This window comes from Hydrogenophaga sp. T66 (assembly GCF_057219855.1).
The window spans coordinates 1529409-1554865 of record NZ_JBXVVX010000001.1; the positions used below are offsets into that span (position 1 = coordinate 1529409).

16 protein-coding genes are annotated in these 25457 nt (G+C 69.6%); 14 read left to right on the forward strand and 2 right to left on the reverse strand.

Going from position 1 to position 25457, the window contains the following annotated elements; all coding sequences use genetic code 11:
• The first annotated feature begins 44 nt into the window (after positions 1-44).
• The 10 genes from AC2D80_RS07075 to AC2D80_RS07120 all read left to right on the forward strand — a co-directional run bounded on the left by AC2D80_RS07075 (position 45) and on the right by AC2D80_RS07120 (position 18038).
• Positions 45-6461, forward strand: coding sequence for a type I polyketide synthase (locus AC2D80_RS07075; protein WP_484632265.1), 6417 nt, complete (start codon positions 45-47; stop codon positions 6459-6461).
• Positions 6458-7444, forward strand: coding sequence for a glycosyltransferase family 2 protein (locus AC2D80_RS07080; RefSeq protein ID WP_484632266.1), 987 nt, complete (start codon positions 6458-6460; stop codon positions 7442-7444). The genes AC2D80_RS07075 and AC2D80_RS07080 overlap by 4 nt, the downstream gene beginning before the upstream one ends.
• Positions 7445-7473: 29 nt before the next feature.
• Positions 7474-12114 (forward strand): MupA/Atu3671 family FMN-dependent luciferase-like monooxygenase, encoded by a 4641-nt coding sequence (locus AC2D80_RS07085; protein ID WP_484632267.1) that lies wholly within the window; start codon positions 7474-7476, stop codon positions 12112-12114.
• Positions 12114-12809, forward strand: a complete 696-nt coding sequence (locus AC2D80_RS07090; protein ID WP_484632268.1) for a 4'-phosphopantetheinyl transferase family protein — start codon at positions 12114-12116, stop codon at positions 12807-12809. The genes AC2D80_RS07085 and AC2D80_RS07090 overlap by 1 nt, the downstream gene beginning before the upstream one ends.
• A 64-nt stretch (positions 12810-12873) precedes the next feature.
• Entirely contained in the window at positions 12874-13359 is a 486-nt protein-coding gene (locus AC2D80_RS07095; RefSeq protein WP_484632269.1) for a flavodoxin domain-containing protein, read from the forward strand.
• A 92-nt stretch (positions 13360-13451) separates the two neighbouring features.
• A complete protein-coding gene (locus tag AC2D80_RS07100; protein WP_484632270.1) occupies positions 13452-14639 on the forward strand; it encodes an ABC transporter substrate-binding protein in 1188 nt (395 codons plus the stop codon).
• Positions 14640-14715: 76 nt separating this feature from the next.
• Complete coding sequence (locus AC2D80_RS07105) at positions 14716-15579, forward strand: branched-chain amino acid ABC transporter permease (protein WP_484632271.1); 864 nt, start codon at positions 14716-14718, stop codon at positions 15577-15579.
• Between the two features lie 7 nt (positions 15580-15586).
• A complete protein-coding gene (locus tag AC2D80_RS07110; protein WP_484632272.1) occupies positions 15587-16567 on the forward strand; it encodes a branched-chain amino acid ABC transporter permease in 981 nt (326 codons plus the stop codon).
• Positions 16564-17328, forward strand: a complete 765-nt coding sequence (locus AC2D80_RS07115) for an ABC transporter ATP-binding protein (RefSeq protein WP_484632273.1) — start codon at positions 16564-16566, stop codon at positions 17326-17328. Before AC2D80_RS07110 ends, AC2D80_RS07115 begins: the two co-directional genes overlap by 4 nt.
• Entirely contained in the window at positions 17325-18038 is a 714-nt protein-coding gene (locus AC2D80_RS07120) for an ABC transporter ATP-binding protein (RefSeq protein WP_484632274.1), read from the forward strand. Before AC2D80_RS07115 ends, AC2D80_RS07120 begins: the two co-directional genes overlap by 4 nt.
• Positions 18039-18056: 18 nt before the next feature.
• On the opposite strand, the gene AC2D80_RS07125 is transcribed toward AC2D80_RS07120, so the two are convergent.
• A complete protein-coding gene (locus AC2D80_RS07125; RefSeq protein WP_484632275.1) occupies positions 18057-18851 on the reverse strand; it encodes an IclR family transcriptional regulator domain-containing protein in 795 nt (264 codons plus the stop codon).
• A 133-nt stretch (positions 18852-18984) separates the two neighbouring features.
• On the opposite strand from AC2D80_RS07125, the gene pobA reads away from it, so the two are divergent.
• The 3 genes from pobA to AC2D80_RS07140 all read left to right on the forward strand — a co-directional run bounded on the left by pobA (position 18985) and on the right by AC2D80_RS07140 (position 21940).
• Entirely contained in the window at positions 18985-20175 is a 1191-nt protein-coding gene (pobA, locus tag AC2D80_RS07130; protein ID WP_484632276.1) for a 4-hydroxybenzoate 3-monooxygenase, read from the forward strand.
• Between the two features lie 94 nt (positions 20176-20269).
• The gene (locus AC2D80_RS07135) at positions 20270-21154 is read left to right on the forward strand and encodes a CoA transferase (RefSeq protein ID WP_484632277.1); all 885 of its coding nucleotides are present in this window, start codon (positions 20270-20272) and stop codon (positions 21152-21154) included.
• A 93-nt stretch (positions 21155-21247) separates the two neighbouring features.
• Positions 21248-21940 carry a DUF1294 domain-containing protein gene (locus AC2D80_RS07140; RefSeq protein ID WP_484632278.1) on the forward strand — a complete coding sequence of 231 codons (693 nt, stop codon included), beginning with the start codon at positions 21248-21250 and terminating at the stop codon, positions 21938-21940.
• Positions 21941-21986: 46 nt separating this feature from the next.
• Here AC2D80_RS07140 and AC2D80_RS07145 read toward each other — a convergent pair whose 3' ends face one another.
• Entirely contained in the window at positions 21987-24281 is a 2295-nt protein-coding gene (locus AC2D80_RS07145; RefSeq protein ID WP_484632279.1) for a YgiQ family radical SAM protein, read from the reverse strand.
• Positions 24282-24518: 237 nt separating this feature from the next.
• Between AC2D80_RS07145 and AC2D80_RS07150 the strand changes: the two genes are divergently transcribed.
• Entirely contained in the window at positions 24519-25427 is a 909-nt protein-coding gene (locus AC2D80_RS07150; RefSeq protein ID WP_484632280.1) for a crotonase/enoyl-CoA hydratase family protein, read from the forward strand.
• Positions 25428-25457: the final 30 nt, after the last annotated feature.

Consider the following 25457-nt stretch of genomic DNA (forward strand, 5'->3'; position numbering starts at 1 on the left):
TAGCCGGGATGTATTCCCCAGGGACTCACCGAGTTCACGATTTCATGAACAACGATATCGCCATCGTCGGCATGGCCGCGCATCTGCCGGGGGCCACCGATCCGCAGGCTTACTGGAGGAATCTCCGCGACGGCATCGAATCGATCCGACGCCTCAGCGACGAAGAGCTCCTGGCCCACGGTGAATCGCGCGAGCGCATGCGCCACCGCAACTACGTGCCCGCGGCGGCGGTGCTGGACGGGTTCGATCAGTTCGACGCCGACTTTTTCGGCTTCAGCCCCAAGGAAGCCGCCATCCTCGACCCGCAGCACCGCCAGTTCCTGGAGGTCGCCTGGGAAGCGCTGGAGAGCGCTGGCCACCCGCCAGAGCGCTTTCCCGGCGCGATCGCGGTGTTCGCCGGCTGCGGCATGGGCAGCTACTTCTATTTCAACCTCTGCTCCAACCCCGACCTGGTGGCCAACACCGGGATGTTCCTGCTCCGCCACACGGGCAACGACAAAGACTTCCTGTCCACGCGGGTCAGCCACATCTTTGACCTCAAGGGCCCGAGCGTCAACGTCCAGACGGCCTGCTCGACCTCGCTGGTGGCGGTGCATTACGCCAGCCAGGCCCTTCTCAGTGGCGAGTGCGACATGGCGCTGGCCGGCGGGGTCACGATCGAGCTGCCGCACGCCCGCGGCTACATCTTCCAGGACGGCGAGATCCTCTCGCCCGACGGCCACTGCCACGCCTTCGACCACCGCGCCCAAGGCACGGTGTTCGGCTCCGGGGCGGGGGTCGTGGTGCTGCGGCGGCTGGAGGATGCGCTGCGCGACGGCGATCACATCTGGGCGGTGATCAAGGGCACCGCGGTCAACAACGACGGCGCGGCCAAGGCCGGCTATCTGGCGCCCAGCGTGGACGGGCAGGCCAAGGCGATCGCCGAGGCCCACGCGGTGGCGGGCGTGTCGGCCGACACCATCGACTACGTCGAATGCCACGGTACCGGCACCTACCTCGGCGACCCGATCGAGGTGGCTGCGCTGACGCAGGCCTTCCAGGAAACGACGGATGAAACCGGCTTTTGCCGGATCGGCTCCGTCAAGACCAACATCGGGCACCTCGACACCGCCGCGGGCGTCGCCAGCCTGATCAAGGTGGCCCTGGCGCTCAAGCACCAGGAGATCCCCCCGAGCCTGGGCTACGAACGTCCCAACCCGGCCATTGATTTCGACCACAGCCCGTTCCAGGTGAACGCGGTGTTGCGTCCCTGGACGTCGCACAAAGGACCACGCCGGGCGGGGGTCAACTCGCTGGGCGTGGGTGGCACGAACGCGCACGCGGTCCTCGAAGAAGCCCCTGAGGTCGCCGCCAGCGAGCCATCGGACTGGCCGTTCCAGCTGCTGGTGGTTTCCGGGCGCTCGAAGGCGGCACTGGACGCCAACGCCAAGGCACTGGCCGCCCACCTGCGGGCGCACCCGGAACAACCGCTGGCCGACGTGGCCTACACGCTCAAGGAAGGCCGGCGGGCGTTTGAGCACCGGCGGGTGCTGGTGGCGGAAACCCACGAAGAGGCGGCGGCGCTGCTCGAGGGGACCGACACCCGGCGGGTGTTCACGCACAGCCGTCTGGGCGACAACCCCGAGGTCGTGTTCATGTTCCCCGGCGGCGGTGCCCAGTACGCCGGCATGGCGCGCGAGCTGTACGACACCGAACCCGTCTTCCGCGACTGGATGGACCAGGGTCTGGAGGTGCTGCAGCGCCAGGTCGACTACGACGTGCGCGCCATCTGGCTGCCGTCGCCGGAAGGTCACGCGGCAGCGGTGGAGCGGCTCAAGCGGCCATCGGTCCAGCTGCCGCTGATCATGATCGTCGAGTACGCGCTCGCACAGCTGTGGATGTCCTGGGGCGTGAAGCCCGCGGCACTGGTGGGCCACAGCATGGGCGAAAACACCGCGGCCTGCCTGGCCGGGGTGATGTCGTTTGAAGACTGCATTGGCCTGGTGCTGCTGCGCGGCCAGCTGTTCGACACCGTGCCGGTGGGCGGCATGCTCAGTGTCCCGCTGCCCGAGAACGAGGTGCGCGCGCGGCTGGGCGCCGAGCTGGACATGGCCAGCGTCAACGCCCCGAACCTGTGTGTCGTTTCCGGACCGCAGCACGCGCTCGACGTCCTGGAGGCCGAGCTGCGCGCCCAGGAGATCGAGCCCCAGCGCATCCAGATCGACATCGCCGCGCACTCGCGCATGCTTGAGCCGATCCTCGGGCGCTTCGAGGCCTACCTGCGCCGCATCCGGCTGAACGCGCCGCGCCTGCCGATCATCTCCAACCGCGACGGGCAGCCACTGACGGCCGAGCAGGCCACCGATCCGCTTTATTGGGTGGGCCACCTGCGCAACACCGTGCATTTCGCGGACTGCCTGCGCACCCTGCAAACCGCCGAGCCACGGGTCTTTTTCGAGTGCGGGCCCGGCAAAGCACTGGGCTCGCTGGCCCAGGCCAACGGCATCCCGGCCAATCAAGTGATCAATGCGCTGCGCCACGCGGACCACGCGGTGGCCGACGACGTGTGGTTCCTGGGTACGCTGGGGCGCCTGTGGGCCACCGGCGTGGCGGTGGACTGGGAGCCCGTGTGGGGCGAAGCGCGCCGGCAGCGGGTGCCGCTGCCCACCTACGCTTTCCAGCGCAAGCCCTATTTCATCGAGCCCGGCACGGCCACCGCCCAGGCCGCCGAGGCACCCGAGCTGGAGCGTCTCGAGGACGTGGCCGGCTGGGGCTTCCAGCCCCGCTGGCGCCCGCGGCAGGCCGACGTGGCGATCGACGTGACTGTTGAGCTGGCCGATCTCGCGCCACGCCGCTGGCTGGTCTTCATGGACGAGGCCGGACTGGCGCAGTCGCTGGTCGACCGGCTCCGCGCAGTCGGCCACCCGGTCACGCAGGTGCGGGCGGGCGACACCTTCGCGCGCGTGGGCGACAGCGAATACATCCTGGCGCCCGAGCGGGGCCGGGAGGGCTACGACGATCTGGTGCGCGACCTCGTGGCCAGCGGTCAGGCCCCGCAACACATCGTCCACGCCTGGCTGGTCACGCGCGAGGAGCGCTTCCGGCCGGGCAGCAGCTTTTTCCACCGCAACATCGAGCAGGGCTTCTTCAGCCTGCTGTTCCTGGCCCAGGCGCTGGAAGAGGAAAAGCTGCCCAAGCCCTTGCACATCACGGTGCTGACCACCGGCGCTGTGCGCGTGCGCGACGAAACACTGCCCTACCCGGAGAAAGCCACGGCGCTCGGGCCCGTGCGCGTGGCGCCGCGCGAATTGCCGGGGCTGACCTGCCACACGCTGGACCTCGAGCTGCCCGCCACTGCCAAAGGCTGGCGCCCGGGCAGCGCGACCGCGGTGCCGGGCACGCTGACCGACCAGGTGCTGGAAGAGCTCGTGGCCACGCCCGGCAATCGCTCGGCGGCCTTGCGCGGCGGCAAACGCTTCGAGCTCGGCTTCGGCGCCCTGCCCTTGCCGGCAGACGGCGCCCTGGCCGACGTGCCCGAGGGGGTGGTCTGTGTGATCACCGGCGGCCTTGGCGGCATCGGACTCACCGTGGCCGAGCGCCTCGCGCGGGAGCGTCGGGCACGACTGGTTCTGCTGGCGCGTCAGCCGCTGCCCGCCCGGGAAACCTGGGACCGCGCACTCGACGAAGCCGCGTCCCAACCGGCCGTGGCCCAGCGCATCCAGGCCGTGCGCCGTCTCGAAGGGCTCGGCGCGGAGGTGCTGGTGCTCGGCGCAGACGTCTGCAACGTCACCGACATGCGCGCGGCGCTTGACACCGCGCGGCAGCGCTTTGGCCGGCTCCATCTGGTGATCCACGCGGCCGGTGTGGTCGACGACGGTCCGCTGCTGACCAAGACCTCCGCCACGGTGGAAGACGTGTTCGCGCCCAAGGTCCATGCGCTGCAGGTGCTGCACGAACTGCTGCCCGACGGCAGCGTGGACCGCCTGATCCTGTTCTCCTCGACCAGCACGATCACCGCGCCCGCCGGTCAGGTCGACTACGTGGCCGCCAACGAATACCTCAACGCGTACGCCCACAGCCGCGCGGGCGGCCGCACCCGCGTCATGGCGATCGACTGGGGCATCTGGAACGAGGTCGGCATGGCCGCCCGGGCCATGGCCACCCGGCTCGGCGAACCGGTGCCCGCGCCGCGGCACCCCGCCAACAGCCCCCTTCTGGATGAAGCCACGTTCGACGCCCAGGGTCACCGCCTGTTCACGGCGCACTGGGTCACCCGTGATCGCTGGATTCTCGACGGTCACCGCACCGCCGATGGACACGCCCTCCTGCCCGGTACCGGCTACCTGGAGCTCGCTGCGCAGGCGCTGCGCGGCAATGGCGAACGCGGACCTTTTGTGCTGCGCGACCTGTACTTCTTCCGCCCACTGGAAGCGCCCGACGACCGCAACCGTGAAGTCCGCGTCCGGCTGGCGCGCACCGACGAGGGTTACGCGTTCGACGTGCGGAGCGACGTTCGCTTCGAAGGCCGAGCGGCTTTTGCACTGAACGCCCAGGCCACGCTGGTGCCGACCCCCGCCATGGCGCCCGAGCGCATCGACCTGGCGTCGCTCGGCGCCCGCTGCACCCAGGACACGGCCTCGGACTCCGCCGGCCTGCGCTCGCCGCAGGAGGCCCACCTGGCCTTCGGTCCGCGCTGGCGGGTGTTGCAGCAGCTCGGCTACGGCGAAGGCGAAGGGCTGGCGCGGCTGGCCCTGCCCGAGGCCTTCCACGCCGACCTGTCGGACGGCTTTGAACTGCACCCGGCGTTGCTGGACCTGGCCACCGGCTGGGCGATGCGACTGATCGCCGGGTACGCACCCGATCACCTGTGGGTCCCGGTGTCGTACCGCGAAGTCCGCGTCCACCGCGCCCTGCCCGCCGAGGTGTGGAGCTGGGTGCGCAACGCGCAGGACAACCGCAGCGACGCGCCCTTCGCGGTGTTCGACGTCACGCTGGCGGACGCCGAAGGCCGGGTGTGCGTGGACATCCGGGGCTTTTCCATCAAGCGACTGCAAGAAGGCGGTTTTGCGGCGTCGGTGGGCCGCCTCGACGCCCGCGAACTCGAATTCGCCGCGGGCGGTGGCAGCGAGGGCGCCGCCAAACTCTCGCCCGCCGAAGAGCAGCTCCAACACACCATGTCGCTCGGCATCCGGCCGGCCGAGGGCGCCGACGCCTTTGGCCGCGCCCTGGCCGTCGGCCTGCCCCAGGTCGTCGTGTCCTCGCTGCCGCTGGCCGCGCTGATCGCCCAGGCCGAGCGCACCGCCGCCAGCGCCGCCAGTTCGGGCCAGAAGTTCCAGCGGCCGGACCTCGACAGCACCTACGCCGAACCGACCAACGATGTCGAACGGACCCTGGTGGGTTTCTGGGAAGAGTTGCTGGGGGTCGATCAGGTCGGCATCCACGACAGCTTCTTCGACCTCGGCGGCCACTCGCTGATTGCCGTGCGGCTGTTTGCCATGGTGAAGAAGGCCTACCGCGTCGACTTCCCGATCTCGGTGCTTTTCGAGGCGCCCACCATCGCGCTGTGCGCGGCCATGATCCGCGAGCGCATCGGCGACACCTCCACGGGGACAGCCTCCAGCGGCACGGGTGCGGCGGCCGAGCCGCGCCGCCGCTTCACCCACCTGGTGGCGATGCACGACGGCGAAGGCGGTCCGAAGACGCCGTTCTTCCTGGTGGCCGGCATGTTCGGCAACGTGCTCAACCTGCGCCACCTCGCCCGCCTCATCGGAACCGATCGCCCCTTCTACGGTCTGCAGGCGCGCGGGCTGTACGGCGACCAAAAGCCCCACACCAGCCTGGTGGAGGCCGCGACCGACTACATCGCCGAAATGCGGCAGGTCCAGCCCCAGGGGCCCTACCTCCTGGGCGGGTTCTCGGGTGGCGGCATCACCGCCTTCGAGATCGCCCGCCAGCTGGAAGCGGCCGGCGAAAAAGTCTCGCTGCTGGTGCTCCTGGACACCCCGCTGCCGGTGCGACCCTCGCTCACGCGGCCGGACAAGGCCCTCATCAAGCTCGCCGAACTGCGCCGCGGGGGACTCGGTTACCTCAGGCAATGGATCCAGGACCGCTGGGCCTGGGAAAAGCAGCGCCGCGCCGGACCGGCCGTGCCCACGGGCAACGCCCATCAACTGCACAACGCGGAAATCGAAGCGGCATTCCGCACCGCGGTGGCGGCCTATCAGGTGGCGCCCTGGAACGGACCCACGGTTCTGTTCCGCCCGCCGCTGGACCGCCGCTGGAAAGTCACCGGCGGGCGCTGGGTGAGCGCGGCCCGGGAGTACGTGTTCGACGACAACGAGTGGCGCCAACACCTCAGCGCCCTGCGCATCATGGAAGTGCCCGGCGACCATGACTCGATGGTCCTGGAGCCCAACGTCCGCGTGCTGGCCGCGCGCATCAAATCCTGCATCCAGGACGCCGAAGCGTCTTCCCAACCATGACTTCTGGTCCCAGCGTCTTGACCGTGATGGTCAACTTCCGCACCGCTGACATGACCCTGCGCGCGCTGGAGGCTGCCGTTCGTGAAATGGTCGACATCCCTGGCGGCATCACGGTGGTCGACAACGACTCGGGCGATGGCTCGTACGAAAAGATGCGCGACACCGTGGCGGCGCGCGGCTGGGACCGTGTGCGCGTCGTCGCGTCGGGCCGCAACGGCGGGTTTGGCGCGGGAAACAATATCGGCATTCGTCTGGGCTTGCCGGATGGCAGCGCGCCCGATTTTGTCTACTTGTTGAACTCGGATGCCTTTCCAGAACCAGGATCCATCCATCGGCTGCTGGAGCACATGAAGGGAGATCCCGGCTGTGGTTTCGCCGGCGGGCACACCTTCGGTCAGGACAGCGCTTTCCATCAAACCGCCTTTCGCTTTCCGAGCGTGTTCAGCGAGTTCGAAGCGGCTGCCTGCACCGGCGTCATCTCCCGGCTGCTTCGGCGCCATATCGTGGCGATTCCGGAGCCGAAGACGTCGATGCCTGTGGACTGGCTGGCAGGAGCCAGTCTCTTGATCCGGCGCGCGACCCTTGACCAGATCGGTCTTTTCGATGAGACGTTCTTCCTCTATTTTGAGGAGACCGATTTATGCCTGCGTGGCGCGCGAGCCGGGTGGCGATCCCATTATGTGAAGGAGAGCCGGATCATGCACATCGGCTCGGTCTCCACCGGCATGAAGCGATGGGGCCGTACGCCCGGGTACTGGTTCGATTCGCGCCTCTGGTACTTCACCAAGAACCACGGCGCGGCCTACGCAGCGATGGCCACATTCGCGTACGCTGCTGGGTCCCTGATCCTGATGGCCCGGTACTTGCTGGGCAAAAAACGCGCGGAAGGTCCGGCGCGATTCGTCCCGGACCTCGTCTCCCACGCCCTGCGCTGCCTGTGGCACCGACGCCTGGTGGGCGGCCGTCCTGGCAACGCCAACTGACTTCCATTCTTTCGACTCCGGAGCCGACGATGAGCCGTTTTTCCTGTGTGGTGATGGGCAACGAATCCCTGCTGGTGCAGTGCGCCGAGCGGGTGTTGCAGGGCGGGGATTCGATTGAAGCCGTCATCACGCGCAATGCCGACGTGCGCCGCTGGGCCACCGGCCACGGCCTGCGCGTCGAAGCGCCGGGCACCGATCTGCCGCAGCGGCTGGCTGGCCTGTCGTTTGACTGGCTGTTCAGCATCGCCAACCTGTCGGTGATTCCGCAGGCGCTGCTGGACCAGGCCGCGCGCGGCGCCATCAACTTCCACGACGGCCCCCTGCCCCGCCACGCCGGCCTCAACGCGCCGGTGTGGGCCATCCTCGGTCAGGAAAAGCGCCACGGCGTGACCTGGCACCTGATTGAGGGCGGTATCGACGAAGGTGACATCGTCGGGCAGGTGATGTTCGACCTCGCGCCCCACGAAACGGCGCTCACGCTCAACACCCGGTGCTACGAAGCGGCCATGGACAGTTTTGGCGAGCTGCTCGCCGACCTGCGCGGGCCCGGTCTGCGCCGTGTGGCCCAGGACCTGAGCCAGCGCACGTATCACGAGCGGCTCAAGCGGCCCGAGGCGGCCGCGCGGCTCGATTTCTCGCAGCCCGCGGACGCGCTGGTGGCGCTGGTGTGCGCGCTGGACCATGGCGCGTACTGGAACCCACTGACCTGCGCCAAGGTCGAGGTGGCCGGCCGGGTTCTGGCGGTGGGCGCTGCCCGCGCCGAGACCGACCGGGCCGCGGCGCCGGCGGGCGCCGTGCTCGAGGCCACGCCGGCCGGTCTGGTGGTGGGCACGGCCAGTGTGCCGGTGCGCCTGACCGGGCTGCGCGATCTGCTGGGACAACCCGTCTGCCCCAGCACGGTGGCCACCGCGGGCACCGTGCTGCTGCCGCTGGACGCCGCCACGGCCCGCCAGCTCACCGAAGCCCACGCCGCGGTGGTGGCGGGGGAAGCGCGGTGGCGTACGCGGCTGCAGGCGCCCCAGGCCATCGACCTGCCTTCGGTGACCGCCAGCACGGCCGACGCCGCCTGGGCGTCCGACCCGCTGCGCGTGCCTGCGGGTCTCTCGGGCGACGCCGTGCTGGCCGCGCTGGCGGCGGCGGTGGCCCGCGTGAGCGGCAAAGCGGCCTTCGACTTGGCCTGGGCGGCCGGAGACACCAGCCCCGCGCCGGGCTACCTGAGTGGCTGGGTGCCGGTGCGCGTGACGGCGCCGGCCGAGCAGCGGTTCGGCGCGTTCCGCGCGGCCTGCAACAGCGAATGGGCCGCGGCGCGACAACACCCGGCCTTCGCGCTGGACCTCGTGGTCCGCGACCCGGCGATCCACGGCCTGACCGTGCCGCAGGTGGCGCTGTCGGCGGGTGCGCGCCCGGTGGAGGGCGCGGTGCTGACCGTGGCCCTGGGAGGCCAGAGCAGCGACGGCAGCGCCACCGTCTGGACCGACGCCTCCCGCCTGCCGCGCGAGGCCGCGAGCACGCTGGTCGGGCGGTTGCAGACGGTGCTCGACGCGCTGGCAGCGACCGCCGGCGACGACCTGGCGCTGGGTTTGCTGCCGATCATGTCCGCCCAGGAGCGCGACCAGGTGCTCTACGGCTGGAACGACACCGCGCGCCCCTACGAGCGCAACACCTGCGTGCACCAGTTCTTCGAAGCCCAGGTCGGTCGCACGCCTGAGGCCACCGCGGTGGTCTTTGAAGGCACCGCCCTGAGCTACGCCGAGCTCAACGCACGCGCCAACCGCGTGGCACACCGCCTGATCGAACTCGGGGTGCGGCCCGGCACGCTGGTCGGCCTGTACGCGCCACGCTCGCTGGAGCTGCTGATCGGCGCCCTGGCCATCCAGAAGGCCGGTGGCGGCTACGTGCCGCTGGATCCCGCCTACCCGGCCGACCGCATCGCGCTGTACATCGAAGACAGCCAGGCGCCGGTGATCGTCGCCACGGCCGAACTGGTGCCGAGCCTGCCGGCGCACCAGGCCAAGGTGCTGGTCATCGACCGCGACCCCGCGCTGGCGCAGCAACCCGAAAGCAACCCGGACAGCGGCGTGCAGCCGGCGGACATCGCCTACATGATCTACACCTCGGGTTCCACCGGCCGCCCCAAGGGCGTGATGGTGGAGCACCGCAATGTGTCGAACTTCTTCACCGGCATGGACGAGCGCATCCGCCACGACCCGCCGGGCGTGTGGCTGGCGGTCACCAGCCTGTCCTTCGACATCTCGGTGCTGGAGCTGTTCTACACCTTGGCGCGCGGCTTCAAGCTGGTGTTGTCCAGCGACGAGAACCGCACGCTGGTCTCTAGCGGCGGCGTGGCCATCTCGGCGCAGAAGATGGACTTCAGCCTCTACTACTGGGGCAACGACGACGGCGCCGGTCCGCGCAAATACGAGCTGCTGCTCGAAGGCGCGAAGTTCGCCGACGCGCACGGCTTCTGCGCTGTCTGGACGCCGGAGCGGCACTTTCACGCGTTCGGCGGCCCGTACCCCAACCCGTCGGTGACCGGCGCCGCCGTGGCCGCGGTGACCAAGAACATCGGCGTGCGAGCGGGCAGCTGCGTCGGGCCGCTGCACCACCCGGCGCGCATCGCCGAGGAATGGGCGGTCATCGACAACCTCACCAACGGGCGCGCGGCCCTGGCCATCGCCTCCGGCTGGCAGCCCGACGACTTCGTCCTGCGGCCGCAGAACACGCCGCCGCACAACAAAAAGGCGATGTTCGACACGATCGACCAGCTGCGCCGACTCTGGCGCGGTGAGGCCGTGGGCTTTCCCACCGCCAGCGGCGCGCTGTTCGACGTGGTCACGCAGCCGCGTCCGGTGTCGAAGGAATTGCCGGTGTGGGTCACGACCGCCGGCAACCCCGACACCTGGCGCGAGGCCGGCGCGATTGGGGCCAACGTGCTGACCCACCTGCTCGGCCAGAGCGTGCAGGAGGTCGGCGACAAGATCCGCCTGTATCACCAGGCCTTGCGCGATGCGGGACACGACCCGGCGCAGTTCACCGTCACGCTGATGCTGCACACCTTCGTGGCGGCCGACCGCGAGACGGCCCGCGAGATTGCCCGCGAGCCCATGAAGGCCTACCTGCGCAGCGCCGCCGGCCTCATCAAGCAGTACGCCTGGGCGTTCCCCGCGTTCAAGAAGCCTGCCGGCGTGAGCAACCCTTTTGAGCTGGACCTGCGCTCGCTCAGCGATGAAGAGATGGAAGGCATCCTTGACTTCGCCTTCCAGCGCTATTTCGAAGACTCGGGCCTGTTCGGCACGGTGGACGACTGCCTGCGCCGCGTGGAGGAGCTCAAGGCCATCGGCGTGGGCGAGGTCGCCTGCCTTATCGACTACGGCATTCCCACGGAGACGGTCCTGGAGGGGCTCAAGCCGCTGGCGGAGGTACGTCGGCGCGCCAACGAGCCGAGCGCCGTGGCCGAGGACGACTTCTCCATCGCCGCCCAGATCCTGCGCCACGGCGTGACGCACCTGCAGTGCACGCCCAGCATGGCGCGGATGATCGCGATGAACGACGAGGCGCGCGCAGCGCTGGGCCGCGTGCAGCATCTGATGATCGGCGGCGAAGCCCTGCCCGGCACGCTGGTCGCCGAACTGGGCCAGGTCACGCGGGCGTCGATCGAGAACATGTACGGCCCCACCGAGACCACGATCTGGTCGTCCACCGAGACCGCCCGCGCCACCGAGGCCGTGGTCAACATCGGCCGACCGATCGCCAACACGCAGTTCTACGTGCTAGACGAGAACCGCCAGCCACTGCCCGTGGGCGTGCCCGGCGAGCTGTACATCGGCGGCGACGGCGTGACGCGCGGCTATTGGCAGCGCCCTGACCTGACCGCCGAGCGTTTCCCCGCCGACCCGTTCGTGAAACCCGAGCGTGCCGCGCCCGGCGGCGCACGCATGTACCGCACCGGCGATCTCGCGCGCTGGCGGCCGGACGGGCGCATCGACTTCCTGGGGCGCGCCGACTTCCAGGTGAAGATCCGCGGCTACCGCATCGAGCTGGGCGAGATCGAGGCCGTGCTGGAGGGCGCACCGGGCGTGCTGCAGGCGGTGGTGGTGGCGCGGGAAGACCAGCCGGGCGACGTGCGTCTGGTGGCGTACGTGCGGGCCAACCCGGGCTTCGAGCCCGCCGGTCTGCGCGACTGGGCCAGCAGCCGGTTGCCGGAACACATGCTGCCGAGCCACACGGTGGTGATCGACGAATTCCCGCTCACACCCAACCGCAAGGTCGACCGCAAGGCGCTGCCCGCGCCGGGCGTGGCTGCGGTGCGGGAGCGCACGGAGGTCTTTGTCGAGCCCGAGAACGAAGTCGAGCAAACCATCGCCACGATCTGGTCGCGCGTGCTGGGCGTGCCCAAAGTCGGGGCCAAGGACAATTTCTTCGCGCTCGGCGGACACTCGCTGCTCGCGGTGCAGGCGCATCGCGAAATCAAGCAGGCGCTCGGCCATGCCCGCATGAGCATCACCGACATCTTCCGCTTCCCCACGCTCGCGGCGCTGGCAGCCCACCTCGATGACAAGCCGAGAGAGACCACGGAGTCTGCGTCCGACAGCGCCGAGCGCGCGGCGATGCGGGCCGACGCGATGTCACGCCGGCGTGCCATGCGGGCGGGGAAGGCGCCCCAGGCGTGATGGAAGCGCCTGCGGCGCGGCTTCGGCACGATCCGCTGGCTCCCCTCGGCGACCGGCTTCGGGCAGCGCTGGGACCGGGCGTCGGTATCGCCTGGGGGGATGTCGACGGCGACCCCGACACCTTGTGGCCGGATGAGCGACCCGCGGTGGCACGCGCCATCGAGCGACGCCGGCGGGAGTTCGCGGCCGGGCGGAGTGCCGCCCGGCGGGCCATGGCAGCCCTCGGACGGCCCGCCTGCGCCATCCCCGCGGGAGCCGACCGCGCCCCCGTGTGGCCGGCGAACTGGGTCGGTTCTATCGCGCACGATGCGCGGGGATGCTTCGCCGTGGCGGCTCCCGCCGCCGACCTCCACGCCGTCGGCATTGACCTGGACGCGGCGGCGCCGCTGGAAGCCGGGTTGTGGGACCTTGTGTGCACCCCGGACGAGATCCGACGCCTGCCCGGCGACGACGACGTCCAGCGGGGGCGCTGGGCCAAACGCCTCTTCTGCGCCAAGGAGGCGTACTACAAGTGGCAGCACCCCCAGACGCATCGGATGCTCTCGTTTCACGAGGTTGAAGTCATCTGGCTGCCCGACAACGCCTTTGAGGCCCGCCCGGCCGATCCGCGCGGGCTGACACACGACCTGCCCGGACGCTGGACCGAGGACGGCACCTGGATCCTCGCCTGGGTGGCGGGCAGGGCGCGACGCTGATGGCGCCGACCCACCCGGGTTTACCCCATCCACCCAAACCAAAACATGCACTAAAGTGCATCGCATGCCCGCACCATCCAAACTCCTCATCCTCGTCGGCACGATGACGAACACGGCCGAGTACGTCGCTCAGGCCATCGAGATGGCGTGCGGCGATCTGATGGCGGCGATCGAGGTGCGGATGATGGACGGACTGGACGGGTCGGTCTTCGACGAAGATGCACTTTACGTCATATGCACCTCGACCTACGGCGCGGGTGACGTGCCGGACAACGCCCAGCACCTGTACACGTCGCTCGACGCCCAGCCCCGCTTCCTCGGGCATGTGCGCTACGGCGTCATCGCGCTGGGCGACAGCGCCTACCCCCAGACTTTCTGCAACGGCGGGCGTCGCTTCGACGAGCGCCTGCGCGACCTGGGCGCCGTGCGGCTGGGCGAGGTGCTGCAACTCGACGCCTCGGAATGCCACGACCCGGAAGCCGCGGGCGCAGCCTGGTGCCGGATCTGGCTGGAAGCGGTGCTGGCCGGCGAATCTTTGAAATCTGAATAGTTGACAAGTGAACTAAGGGAAATTCTGGATCGCCACCACCGGTCAGCCCCCCTACAGTGCCCAGCGACACCACCCACCACAGGAGACCTTCCATGACCACCCGCCGACTCGTTCTGACCCGCAGCGCCGCCGTGATCGGCGCCGCATCCACCGGGCTGTTGCTGCCGCAGATCGTGCGCGCCCAGTCCGACAAGGTGCGGGTCGGCTTCATGCTCCCGTACACCGGCACCTTCGCCCAGCTGGGCGTGGCCATCGAAAACGGCTTCCGCCTTGCCCTGAACGAACAGGGCGGCAAGCTCGGCGGCCGCGAGGTGGAGTTCTTCAAGGTGGACGACGAGTCCAACCCGGCCAAGGGCATCGAGAACGCCACCCGCCTCGTGCAGCGCGACAAGGTGGATGTGCTGGTCGGCACGGTGCACTCGGGCGTGCAGATGGGCATCCACCGCGTGGCGCGGGAGTCGGGCGTGCTGAACCTGATTCCGAACGCCGGGGTGCATGTCGCCACCCGCGCCCAGTGCGCGCCCAACGTCTTCCGCACGTCGTTCACCAACAGCCAGCCCACGCTGGCGCTGGGCAAACCGATGATGGACCGCGGCCACAAGAAGGCCGTGTGGATCACCTGGAACTACGCCGCGGGCGACGAGGCGTTTGAGGGCTTTGAGCAGAGCTACACCGCCGCGGGCGGCCAGATCGTGAAGAAGCTGGGGCTGCCCTTCCCGAACGTGGAATTCCAGGCGCTGCTGACCGAGATCGCGGCCCTCAAGCCCGACGCGGTGGCCTGCTTCTTCGCCGGCGGCGGCGCGGCCAAGTTCCTGCGCGACTACGCCGCGGCGGGCCTGAACAAGAACATCCAGCTCTACGGCTCCGGCTTCCTGACCGAAGGCGTGCTCGAAGCAGCGGGCGACGCGGCCAACGGCGTGCTGACCACGATGCACTACAGCGACTCGCTGGACACGCCGCGCAACAAGCAGTTCCGCCTGGAATACGCCAAGACCTTCAAGCTGCAGCCCGACGTGTACGCCGTGCAGGGCTACGACACGGGCCTGCTGCTGATCCGCGGCGCCAACGCCGTCAAAGGCGACCTGGCCAACAAGCAGGCGCTGTACACCGCCATGCGCGGCGCGGAAATCGACAGCCCGCGCGGCAAGTGGAAGATGAGCGCGCAACACAACCCGATCCAGGACATCTACCTGCGCCGCGTTGAAAACCGCGAAAACAAGGTGATCGGCATCGCCGGCAAGGCCGTGGCCGACCCCGGCACCGGCTGCCGCATGGCCTGACCCCCTCCCCGACCCACCACCTTTCCCGGCCTGATCGGCCGGCCCCCGCCGGGGCCGGCCGGGATCGCCCTGCGCCATGGATTTCGCCAACTTCCTCATCCAGCTGCTCAACAGCCTGCAATACGGGCTGCTGCTGTTCATGCTGGCCGCCGGCCTGACGCTGATCTTCGGCATCATGGGCGTGGTCAACCTGGCGCACGGCAGCTTCTACATGCTCGGCGCCTACCTGGCCTGGTTCTTCACCGGCCAGCTGGGCAGTCTGGCGCTGGCGATCGCGCTGGGCGCGGTGCTGGCGGTGGTGTTTGGCTGGGTGCTGGAATGGCTGCTGTTCCGCCACTTCTACCACCGAGACCACCTCGACCAGGTGCTGCTCACCTTTGGCCTGATCTACATCTTCGAGGAGTTGCGCTCCATCCTCTGGGGCGACGATGTCCACGCGGTGCAGGTGCCCGAGGTGCTGAACTGGTCAATCCCGCTCACCGAAAACCTGTCGTACCCGGTCTACCGGCTGGTGATGTCGGGCGTGTGCATCGCGCTGGCGCTGGGCCTGTACCTGCTGATCAGCAAGACCCGCCTGGGCATGAAGATCCGCGCCGGCGCCTTCAACCGGGAGATGGCCGAGGCGCTGGGCGTGAACATCCGGCTGATCCACGGCGTGGTGTTCGCCCTCGGCGTGGGCCTGGCCGCGGTGGCGGGGATGATCGCCTCGCCGGTGGCCAGCGTGTACCCCGGCATGGGCAGCTCGGTGCTGATCATGTGTTTCGTGGTGGTGGTGATCGGTGGCATCGGCTCGGTGCGGGGCGCCCTGGTGGCGGCGCTGCTCGTCGGGCTGGTGGACACCTTCGGCAAGGTGCTGGTGCCGCAGATCGCGGGCATGGCGGTGTACATGCTCATGGCGCTGGTGCTTCTCTACAAGCCCGAAGGCCTGTTCAAGCAGTGAGGACCCGATGAGCGCCGCCAAAGCACAACTCGAAAAGCTGCCGCGCAGCGCCCAGTTCATGCTGGGTCTGGGGGCCATCGCCCTCGCCGCCTTTCCGCTGGTGCCGTTCACCGGCGCGGATTTCTACCTGGGCATGCTCTCGCAGATGATGATCCTGGCGATCTTCGCGATGAGCCTCGATTTGCTGCAGGGCGTGACGGGCCTGGTCTCGCTGGGCCACGCCGCCTACTTCGGACTGGCCGGCTATGCGCTGGCCTTCCTCACGCCGCAGACGGCGCCGGTGGCGCTGTGGTGGACGCTGCCGGTGGCGGTGGCCGCATCGGGCGCCGCGGCTTTGCTAATCGGCTTCTTCGTGGTCCGCACCCACGGGATCTACTTCATCATGGTCACCATGGCGTTCGCGCAGATGGTGTTCTACATCTTCTTCGACAACAAGGCGCTGGGCGGCTCCGACGGCATCTACGTCACCTTCCGCCCCGAGGCCACCGCGCTGGGCCTCGACCTGGAGAACAAAGTCACCTTCTACTACGTCACGCTGGCGGTGCTGGTGCTGGTCTATGCCTTCCTGCGACGCCTGCTGTTCTCGCCCTTCGGCCGCGTGCTGGCCGGCATCCGGGTCAACGAACACCGCATGCGCGCGGTCGGCTACGGCACCTTCGGCTACAAGCTCACCGCCTTCACGCTGGCCGGCGCACTGGCGGGCCTGGCGGGTTACCTCTGGGCCGCGCAGACCGGCTTCGTCAACCCGGAGCTGATGGGTTTCCACCTCAGCGCCCACGCGATCATGATGGTCATCCTCGGCGGCATGGGGAACTTCGCCGGGGCGATCGTCGGCGCCTTCGCGTTCGAGTACGTGATGCACTTCTTCAAGGACCTGACCAAGCACTGGCAGCTGCTCATGGGCGGCTTCATCGTGCTGGTGGTGATCGTCGCCCCGCGCGGCCTGTTGGGCCTGCTGGCCCGCCGCAACCCGGGAGACCGCGCATGAGCGAGCCGCTGCTTTCGGCCCAGGGCCTGACCAAGCGCTTCGGTGGACTGGCCGCGGTCAACGACGTCTCGGTCGATCTGCACCGCGACCGCATCCACGCCGTCATCGGCCCGAACGGCGCGGGCAAATCCACGCTGACCAACCTGCTGTCCGGCGACCTGCCGCCCACGGCGGGTCGCATCCTGCTAAACGGGCACGACATCACCGGCCAATCGCCCGAGTCGATCGCGCGCCGCGGTCTGGGCCGCAGCTACCAGAAGACCAACATCTTCCTGCCGTTCACGGTGTGGGACAACGTGCGGCTGGCGGCGCAATCGCGCGAGCGCCACCGCCCCTTCAACCCGCTGCACTGGCTGGGCGCCGCGGCGCGGATGCCCGCGGTCAACCAGCGTTGCGAGCGCGCCCTGGAACTCGCCGGCCTGACCGCCCGCGCGCAGGCGGTGGCCGCCACCATCAGCCACGGCGAGCAGCGCCAGCTGGAGATCGCCATGACCCTGGCCACCGAGCCCACGGTGCTGCTGCTCGACGAACCACTGGCCGGCATGGGCGCGGCCGAGGCGGAGTCGATGGTGGCGCTGTTGCAGCGGCTCAAGGCGGACCACGCCATGCTGCTGGTGGAACACGACATGGACGCGGTGTTTGCGCTGGCCGATGTGTTGACCGTGATGGTCAACGGCCAGGTGATCGCCAGCGGCAGCCCGGCCGATGTGCGCGCCGACGCGGGCGTGCAGGCCGCCTACCTGGGCGAGGAACACGCATGAGCACGCCCCTGATCGAGGCCACCGGCCTGCACACCCACTACGGGCAGAGCCACATCCTGCGCGGCATCCATTTCACCGTCCGGCCGGGCGAAACCATCGGCCTGATGGGCCGCAACGGCATGGGCAAATCCACCCTGCTGAAGTCGCTGATGGGCATCGTCAAGCCCAGCGGTGGCGAGGTGCGTGTCAAGGGTCGCCCCATGACCGGGGCCACGCCGTACGCCGTGGCGCGCGAGGGCATCGCCTACGTGCCGGAGGGCCGCGGCATCTTCGGCAACCTGAGCGTCAAGGAGAACCTCGTGATGGCCGCGCGCGCCGGCACGCGGGGCCAGCGGGACTGGACCTACGAGCGCGTGCTCGACACCTTTCCGCGCCTGGGCGAGCGGCTCAACCACGGCGGTCAGCAGCTCAGCGGCGGCGAGCAGCAGATGCTCACCATCGGCCGCGCGCTGATGACCAACCCCGACCTGCTCATCCTCGACGAAGCCACCGAGGGCCTCGCGCCGCTGATCGCGCGCGAGATCTGGCGCATCTGCGGCGTCATCCGCGACAGCGGCATCAGCAGCGTGATCGTGGACAAAAACTGGAAGCACGTCACCCAGATCAGCGACCGCAACGTGATCCTCGTGAAGGGCGAGGTCGTGTTCGAGGGCAGCAGCGCCGATCTGCTGCGCCAGCCCGAACTGCTCGAGCAGCACCTCGGCGTCTGACCCACCGGCCGCACGGGATCACAGCAGCGGCTGCAACTCCCGCGCGGCGTCGCTGAGCAGCGGCAGCCACTCACGGCGCAGCGCCGCGTCGTCCATCCGCTGCGGCGTGGTCACCACGTTGAGCGCTGCCACGGTGCGTCCGCGCAAGTCGCGCAGCGGCACCGCCAGGGCCAGCACGCCGAGTTCGTGTTCCTCGCGCGCCACCGCGTGGTCCCCGGCCCGCGCCTGGGCCACCAACGCCTTGAGTGCCCGGGGATCGACCACGGTGTGGGGCGTGAGCCGGGGCAGTTCCCGGCCCCGCAGCCAGGCGTCGAGCGCGCGCGGCTTTAACGCAGCGAGCAGCACCCGACCGGTGGACGTGGCGTGGGCCGGCAGGCGCGCGCCCAGATGCAGGCCGTAGGCCATCAGCCGTTGCGCGGCGGGCGACACCCCGCGCGCCACGATCACCACCTGGTCGTCGTCGAGCACCACGGCCGAGAGCGACTCGCGCGTGGCCGCGGCCAGCCGGTTGAGCGTGGGCTGCACCAGCCGCGGCAACCGGGCCGAGGCGAGGTAGCTGCCCGAGAAGCGCAGCACCTTTGGCGAGAGCCAGTAGTGGCTGCCATCGGTCTCCAGGTAGCCCAGGTGGGCCAGGGTGAGCAGGTGGCGCCGGGCGGCAGCGCGGGTCAGGCCGGCACGCTCGGCCGCCTGCGTGGCGTTGAGCCGCTGGCGCTCCGTGTCAAAGCTCTCGAGCACCGCCATGCCCTTGGCCATGCCCTCGATGAAGTCGGCCCGCGCGATGGGGGGTTTGTCAGGGATCGGGGCTTGGTCCATCGCGCGATTATCGGCCGGCTGACGATTTCTGCGCGGTGATCGCACAGAGCATCCGATGATCGCGCAGCGGATGCAGCGCCGTCTTGTGAGACCCGCGGTGCATTCCTAGAGTCTTGCCCATTCAGGAGACACCATGCGTACCCAGGTCGCCATCATTGGCGCCGGCCCCTCGGGCCTGCTGCTCGGCCAGCTGTTGCACAAGGCCGGCATCGACAACGTGATCATCGAGCGGCAGACCGCCGACTACGTGCTCGGACGCATCCGCGCCGGCATCCTCGAGCAGATCACGGTCGACCTGCTGCGCGAGGCGGGCGTGGGCGAGCGCGTCGCTCGCGAAGGCACGGTGCACCACAGCATCGAGCTGGTCTACCGCAACACCCGCCACCCGATCGACGTGACTGGCTTGACCGGCGGCAAGGTCGTCACGGCCTACGGCCAGACCGAGGTGACGCGCGACCTCATGGACGCACGCGCCGCGGCCGGCTTGCCGACCGTGTACAGCGCGGCCGACGTGAGCGTGTCGGGCTTTGATGGTGACCGCCCGGTGGTGCGCTACCGCCTGGGTGATCAGACCCACGAACTGTCCTGCGACTTCATCGCCGGCTGCGACGGCTTCCACGGCGTTTGCCGCGCCAGCGTGCCGCGCGAGGCGATCACCGAATACGAAAAGGTCTACCCGTTCGGCTGGCTGGGGGTGCTGGCGGACGTGCCGCCGGTGTCGCCCCACGCGATCGTCTACGCCAACAGCGAGCGCGGCTTCGCACTGTGCAGCATGCGCAGCCTCACCCGCAGCCGCTATTACGTGCAATGTCCGGTGGACGACCGGCTGGACGACTGGAGCGATGACCGCTTCTGGGACGAGCTGCGCCGGCGCCTCGACCCCGACATGGCCAGCCGCATCGTCACCGGCCCCAGCATCGAAAAGAGCATCGCGCCGCTGCGCAGCTTTGTGGCCGAGCCGATGCGTTTCGGCCGGCTGTTCCTGGCCGGCGACGCGGCGCACATCGTGCCGCCGACCGGGGCCAAGGGCCTGAACCTGGCGGCCAGCGACGTGAAATACCTCGCGACCGGCCTGATCGAACACTACCGCGAAGGCAGCGACGCCGGCATCGACCACTACTCCGCGCGGGCGCTGGCGCGGGTGTGGCGCGCCGAGCGTTTCAGCTGGTGGCTCACCTCGCTGATGCACCGCTTTCCCGACACCGCGGGCTTTGGCCAGAAGGTGCAGGACGCCGAGCTGGAGTACCTGGTGAACTCCGAGGCGGCATCGCGCTCGCTGGCCGAAAACTACGTCGGTCTGCCGCTGGACTTCGGGCGGTCCTGAGCCGCCGCGCGGGCTGTCGCGCCCGCGCTGGCCGGCGGCCGTGGCGGCGCTACAGTGCCGGGGCATTCCCCTGCCCGACTGGAGACCCGTTTCCATGCCCTCGTCCGTCCTCAAGCCGCTGCGCGGCACCCGCGTCCTCAGCCTCGCCCTCAACCTGCCCGGCCCCGCCGCCTTGCTGCGCCTGCGCGAGCTGGGGGCCCGCTGCACCAAGGCCGAACCACCGGGCCGCGACGGCGGCAGCGGCGACCCCATGGGGGTCTACAACCCGGCGGCCTACGCCGAGATGCACGCCGGCGTGAAGGTGGTCACGATGGACCTCAAGAGCGAGGCGGGCCAGCGCGCCCTCCACCGGACCCTTGCCCGCACCGATCTGCTGCTGACCTCGTTCCGGCCGTCGGCACTCGCCAAACTGGGGCTCGACTGGAAGCGGCTGCACCGGCAGTACCCGGCGCTGGCCATGGTGGCTATCGTGGGAGCGCCGGGTGCGCGCGCCGAAGAGCCCGGCCACGACCTGACCTACCTGGCCGACGCCGGGCTGGTCAACGGCCTTGACCTGCCGCCCACGCTGTTTGCCGACATGGGCGGCGCCCTGATGGCGGCCGAGGCCGCGCTCAAGGCCCGCCTGCACCAGCTGGCCACCGGCCGCGGCTGCTTTCAGGAGGTGGCCTTGTCCGAAGCGGCCGCGTGGCTCGCCCGCCCGCGGCACTGGGGCCTCACCCAGCCCAGCGGCGCGGTGGGCGGTGCCCACGCGGGCTACCGCGTCTATCCTTGCCGGGACGGGCGGGTGGCGGTTGCCGCACTCGAGCCCCACTTCGCCGCGGCGCTGTGTCGCCTGGCCGGCGTGGCGGTCACCGACGGCAAAACCCTGTTCCGCCCGGCCACCCACGCCGCGATCGCCGCCTTCCTCGCCTCGCGCCGCCGGGTCGAGCTGGACCGGCTGGCCGTCGAACACGACATCCCGCTGCACACCCTGGCCTGACGACCGCTGCGGCACCGGCGGCGTGAAAACTGGCATGGCTTCGCCGGTCGGATTTGCGGTTCCGACAACGCCCCGTGCGATAGCCTACGGGGTATGAGGAAGACGGGAACCATCATCCGCTGGGAGAAAGAGCGCGCGTTCGGCTTCATCCGCAGCCCCGACACGGTGGCCGACGTGTTTTTCCACCTGCGCGACTACCTCGGGCCGCAGCCCATCCAGATCGGCCAGCCGGTGGAGTTTGACGAGATCGTGGTCGGCGGTCAGGGCCCGCGCGCGCTGACGGTCCGCGAACCGATGACCGAGCCGCAGTTCGGCCCGGTGGCGATGAGCGTGGCCAACACCCGCGGCGACCTGCTCCCGCGCGACCGCGCCGCCATCCGCCGCGAACCGGCCCGTGCCCGGGCCGCCGGCCCGCGGGAGCCGGGCTGGCTGGTTCCCGCCGTGCTCGGCCTGATGCTCGCGTGGGCGGTCGGCTGGGCGGCGGCGGTGGCGCTGGACCGCGTCGGCTGGGTGTGGCTGGCGGCGCTGGCGGTGCTCAACATCGCCACCTTCTTCGCCTATTGGTACGACAAGACCGCCGCGGAGCAAGGCGACTGGCGCACCCAGGAGGAGTTGCTGCACGCGCTGGCGCTGGCCGGCGGCTGGCCCGGGGCCTGGTGCGCGCAACGCACGTTCCGCCACAAGACCCGCAAAGTCCCGTTCCAGCGCGCCTTCTGGGGCACGGTCGTGTTGCACGGCCTGTGCCTGGGCCTGTTGCTGGCCGGGGTGATCATGCTGGGCGACTGACGGGCGCCCGCCACGGGGCCCGCTCCGCGCCCGGCCCGCCCTTTGTTCAGCGCTTTTTCTTGGCCGCGGCGAGACCGGCGCGCGGCGGCAGTCCGGTGTGCTGCGTCAGCAGGCGGCCTTTGGGCGGCGTGCTGTTCTTGCGGCGGGCGCTCTGGTAGGCGCCGTCGGTGGCCGGCTGGAAGGTGGGAATCAGGTGCTGCTTGCCGTTGCCGATCAGGTCGGCGCGGCCGAGCGACTTGAGCGCCTCGCGCAACAGCGGCCAGTTGTTCGGGTCGTGGTAGCGCAAAAACGCCTTGTGCAGGCGGCGGCGCTTCTCGCCGCGCACGATATCCACCCGTTCGGCCCGCTCGTCCCGGTGAATGCCTTTCAACGGGTTGAGGCTGGTGTGGTACATGGCCGTGGCGGTGGCCATCGGGCTGGGGTAGAAGGTCTGGACCTGGTCGGCCCGAAAGCCGTTGCGCTTGAGCCAGAGCGCCAGGTTCATCATGTCTTCGTCGCTGGTGCCCGGGTGGGCGGCGATGAAGTACGGGATCAGATACTGCTTCTTGCCGGCTTCTTCGCTGAATTTCTCGAAAAGCTGCTTGAACCGGTCGTAACTCCCGATGCCGGGCTTCATCATCTTCGACAGCGGACCGCCCTCGGTGTGCTCCGGCGCGATCTTGAGGTAGCCACCCACGTGGTGTTGCACCAGTTCCTTGACGTATTCGGGGCTCTTGATGGCCAGGTCGTAGCGCAGACCGGAGCCGATCAGCACCTTCTTGATGCCGCGCAGTTCGCGGGCGCGGCGGTAGATCTTGATCAGCGGGCCGTGATCGGTGGTGAGGTTCGGGCAGATGCCCGGGTAGACGCAGCTGGGCTTGCGGCAGGCGGCCTCGATCTCGGGCGTGCGGCACCCCAGGCGGTACATGTTGGCCGTGGGGCCACCCAGGTCGCTGACCACGCCGGTGAAGCCCTCCACCTTGTCGCGGATGTCCTCAATCTCGCGAATGATGGAGTCTTCGGAGCGGCTCTGGATGATGCGGCCTTCGTGCTCGGTGATGGAGCAGAAGGTGCAGCCACCGAAGCAGCCGCGCATGATGTTCACGCTGAAGCGGATCATCTCCCACGCGGGAATCTTGGTCGGCCCGTCGTGGCGACCGTGCTCGTCGGCGTAGGCCGGGTGCGGGCTGCGCGCATACGGCAGGTCGAACACATGGTCCATCTCCGCCGTGGTCAGCGGGATCGGCGGCGGGTTGATCCACACGTCGCGGGCGGTTGCGCCTTCGCCGTGCGCCTGCACCAGCGCGCGCGCGTTGCCCGGGTTGGCCTCCACGTGCAACACCCGGTTGGCATGGGCGTACAGCACCGCGTCGGCCTTCACCTGCTCATAGCTCGGCAGGCGGATCACGGTGCGCTCGCGCGGCGGGCGTTTGCCCTTGCCCTGCAGCGCCGGATTCGGCAGAAACGTCAGCGGCTGGATGGCACCGCCCTGCGGCGCGGGCGTCGATGCATCGCTGGCCGGCTCGTCTTTCGAACAGGACTGCCCCTGGGCCTGGGCCTGTTCGCTGGTGGTGAGGTAGGGATTCAGGTGGGCTTCCACCGGGCCGGGCTGGTCGACCTCGGTCGAGTCGATCTCGACCCAGCCCTCGGCCGTGGGATCACCGGGTCGGCGCACGAAGGCGGTGCCGCGCACATCGGTGATCGCTTCCACCGGGACCCGGGCCGCGAGGCGGTGGGCGATCTCGATCAGCGCGCGCTCGGCGTTGCCATACAGCAGCAGATCGCACTTGCTGTCCACCACGATGGAGCGGCGCACCTTGTCGCTCCAGTAATCGTAGTGGGCGATCCGCCGCAGGCTGCCTTCGATGCCGCCCAGGATGATCGGCACGTCCTTGTAGGCTTCGCGGCAGCGCTGGCTGTAGACGATGGCGGCGCGATCGGGGCGCTTGCCGCCGACATCGCCGGGCGTGTAGGCGTCGTCGCTGCGGATCTTCCGGTCGGCGGTGTACCGGTTGATCATGGAATCCATGTTGCCCGCGGTCACGCCCCAGAACAGGTTGGGCTTGCCCAGGGCCTTGAACGGTTCGGCGCTGGTCCAGTCAGGCTGGGCAATGATGCCTACGCGAAAGCCTTGCGCCTCCAGCACCCGGCCAATGACCGCCATGCCAAAGCTCGGGTGGTCCACATAGGCGTCGCCGGTGACGATGATGATGTCGCAGCTGTCCCAGCCCAGCGCCTCCATCTCGGCGCGACTCATCGGCAGGAACGGCGCGGTGCCGAAGCGCTTGGCCCAATACGGCCGGTAGCTGGTGATCGGCTTGGCAGCGCGCGGGAAGAAGGAGACGTCGATGGGGGCGTTCATGGGCAGGCGCGGACCCACGATGGGCGGCGGGGAGTGCGTCGGGAGACCGCGATTTTAGGCGCCCACCCCCCGCCACGAGGGGCCCGTGGTCATTCAGCGCCCGGGCGCCGGCCCCACGCGGTGCCGCGGCCCGAAGCGGCGCCACGTCATCCCTCGGTGGGCCGCCGCGGTCCCGGACTGGCCTCGCGCGCACTAGGATGCGTCACACCGCGCTCGCCGCGCTCACCGGAGACCACCATGCCCGCCTTCAGCACCCTGCGCATCGACCACGACCCGGCCAACCCGCGCATCGCCCGGCTGCTGCTCAACCGGCCCGAACGCCTCAACGCCATCAACGACCAGACCCCGCGCGAGATCCGGGCGGCGGTGGAGTGGGCCAACGAGGACCCGCAGGTCCATGTGATCGTCGTGCAGGGCGCGGGCAAGGGCTTCTGCGGCGGCTACGACCTCTCGCAGTTCGGTGAGGGCGACATCGATCACCCCTGCCAGCAGGAGCGACACCCCTGGGACCCGATGGACGACTACGCCTTCATGAAACGCAACACGGACGACTTCATGAGCCTGTGGAAAAGCCCAAAACCCACCATCGCGCAGGTGCACGGCGCGGCGGTGGCCGGCGGCAGCGACATTGCCCTGTGCTGTGACCTGCTGGTGATGGCCGAGGACGCGCGCATCGGCTACATGCCCACCCGCGTGTGGGGCTGCCCCACGACCGCCATGTGGACCTACCGGCTGGGCCCGATGCGCGCCAAGCAGCTCATGTTCACCGGCGATGTCATCGACGGGCGCACCGCCGCCGCCTGGGGTCTGGCCAACGAGGCCGTGCCGGCCGACCGGCTGGACGACGCGGTGCGCCGCCTGGCCGAGCGCATCGCCGGTGTGCCGCGCTCGCACCTGGCGATGCACAAGCTGGTGGTCAACCAGGTGATGCTCACGATGGGCCTGGAGCAGAGTCAAAGCCTGGCCACCGTCTTCGACGGCATCACCCGACACAACCCCGAGGGCCTGTGGTTCCGGCGTTACGCGCAGGCCGAGGGTTTCAAGGCCGCGGTGCAGTGGCGCGACAGCGGCCGCCCCATCCCCGAGGGCGACGAGGCCCGCGCCGCGATCCGCGAGCTGGAGGCGCGCCGCCCGTCCCAGCCCTGATCGCCGATGGGTGCAACTGGTTACCCCTCT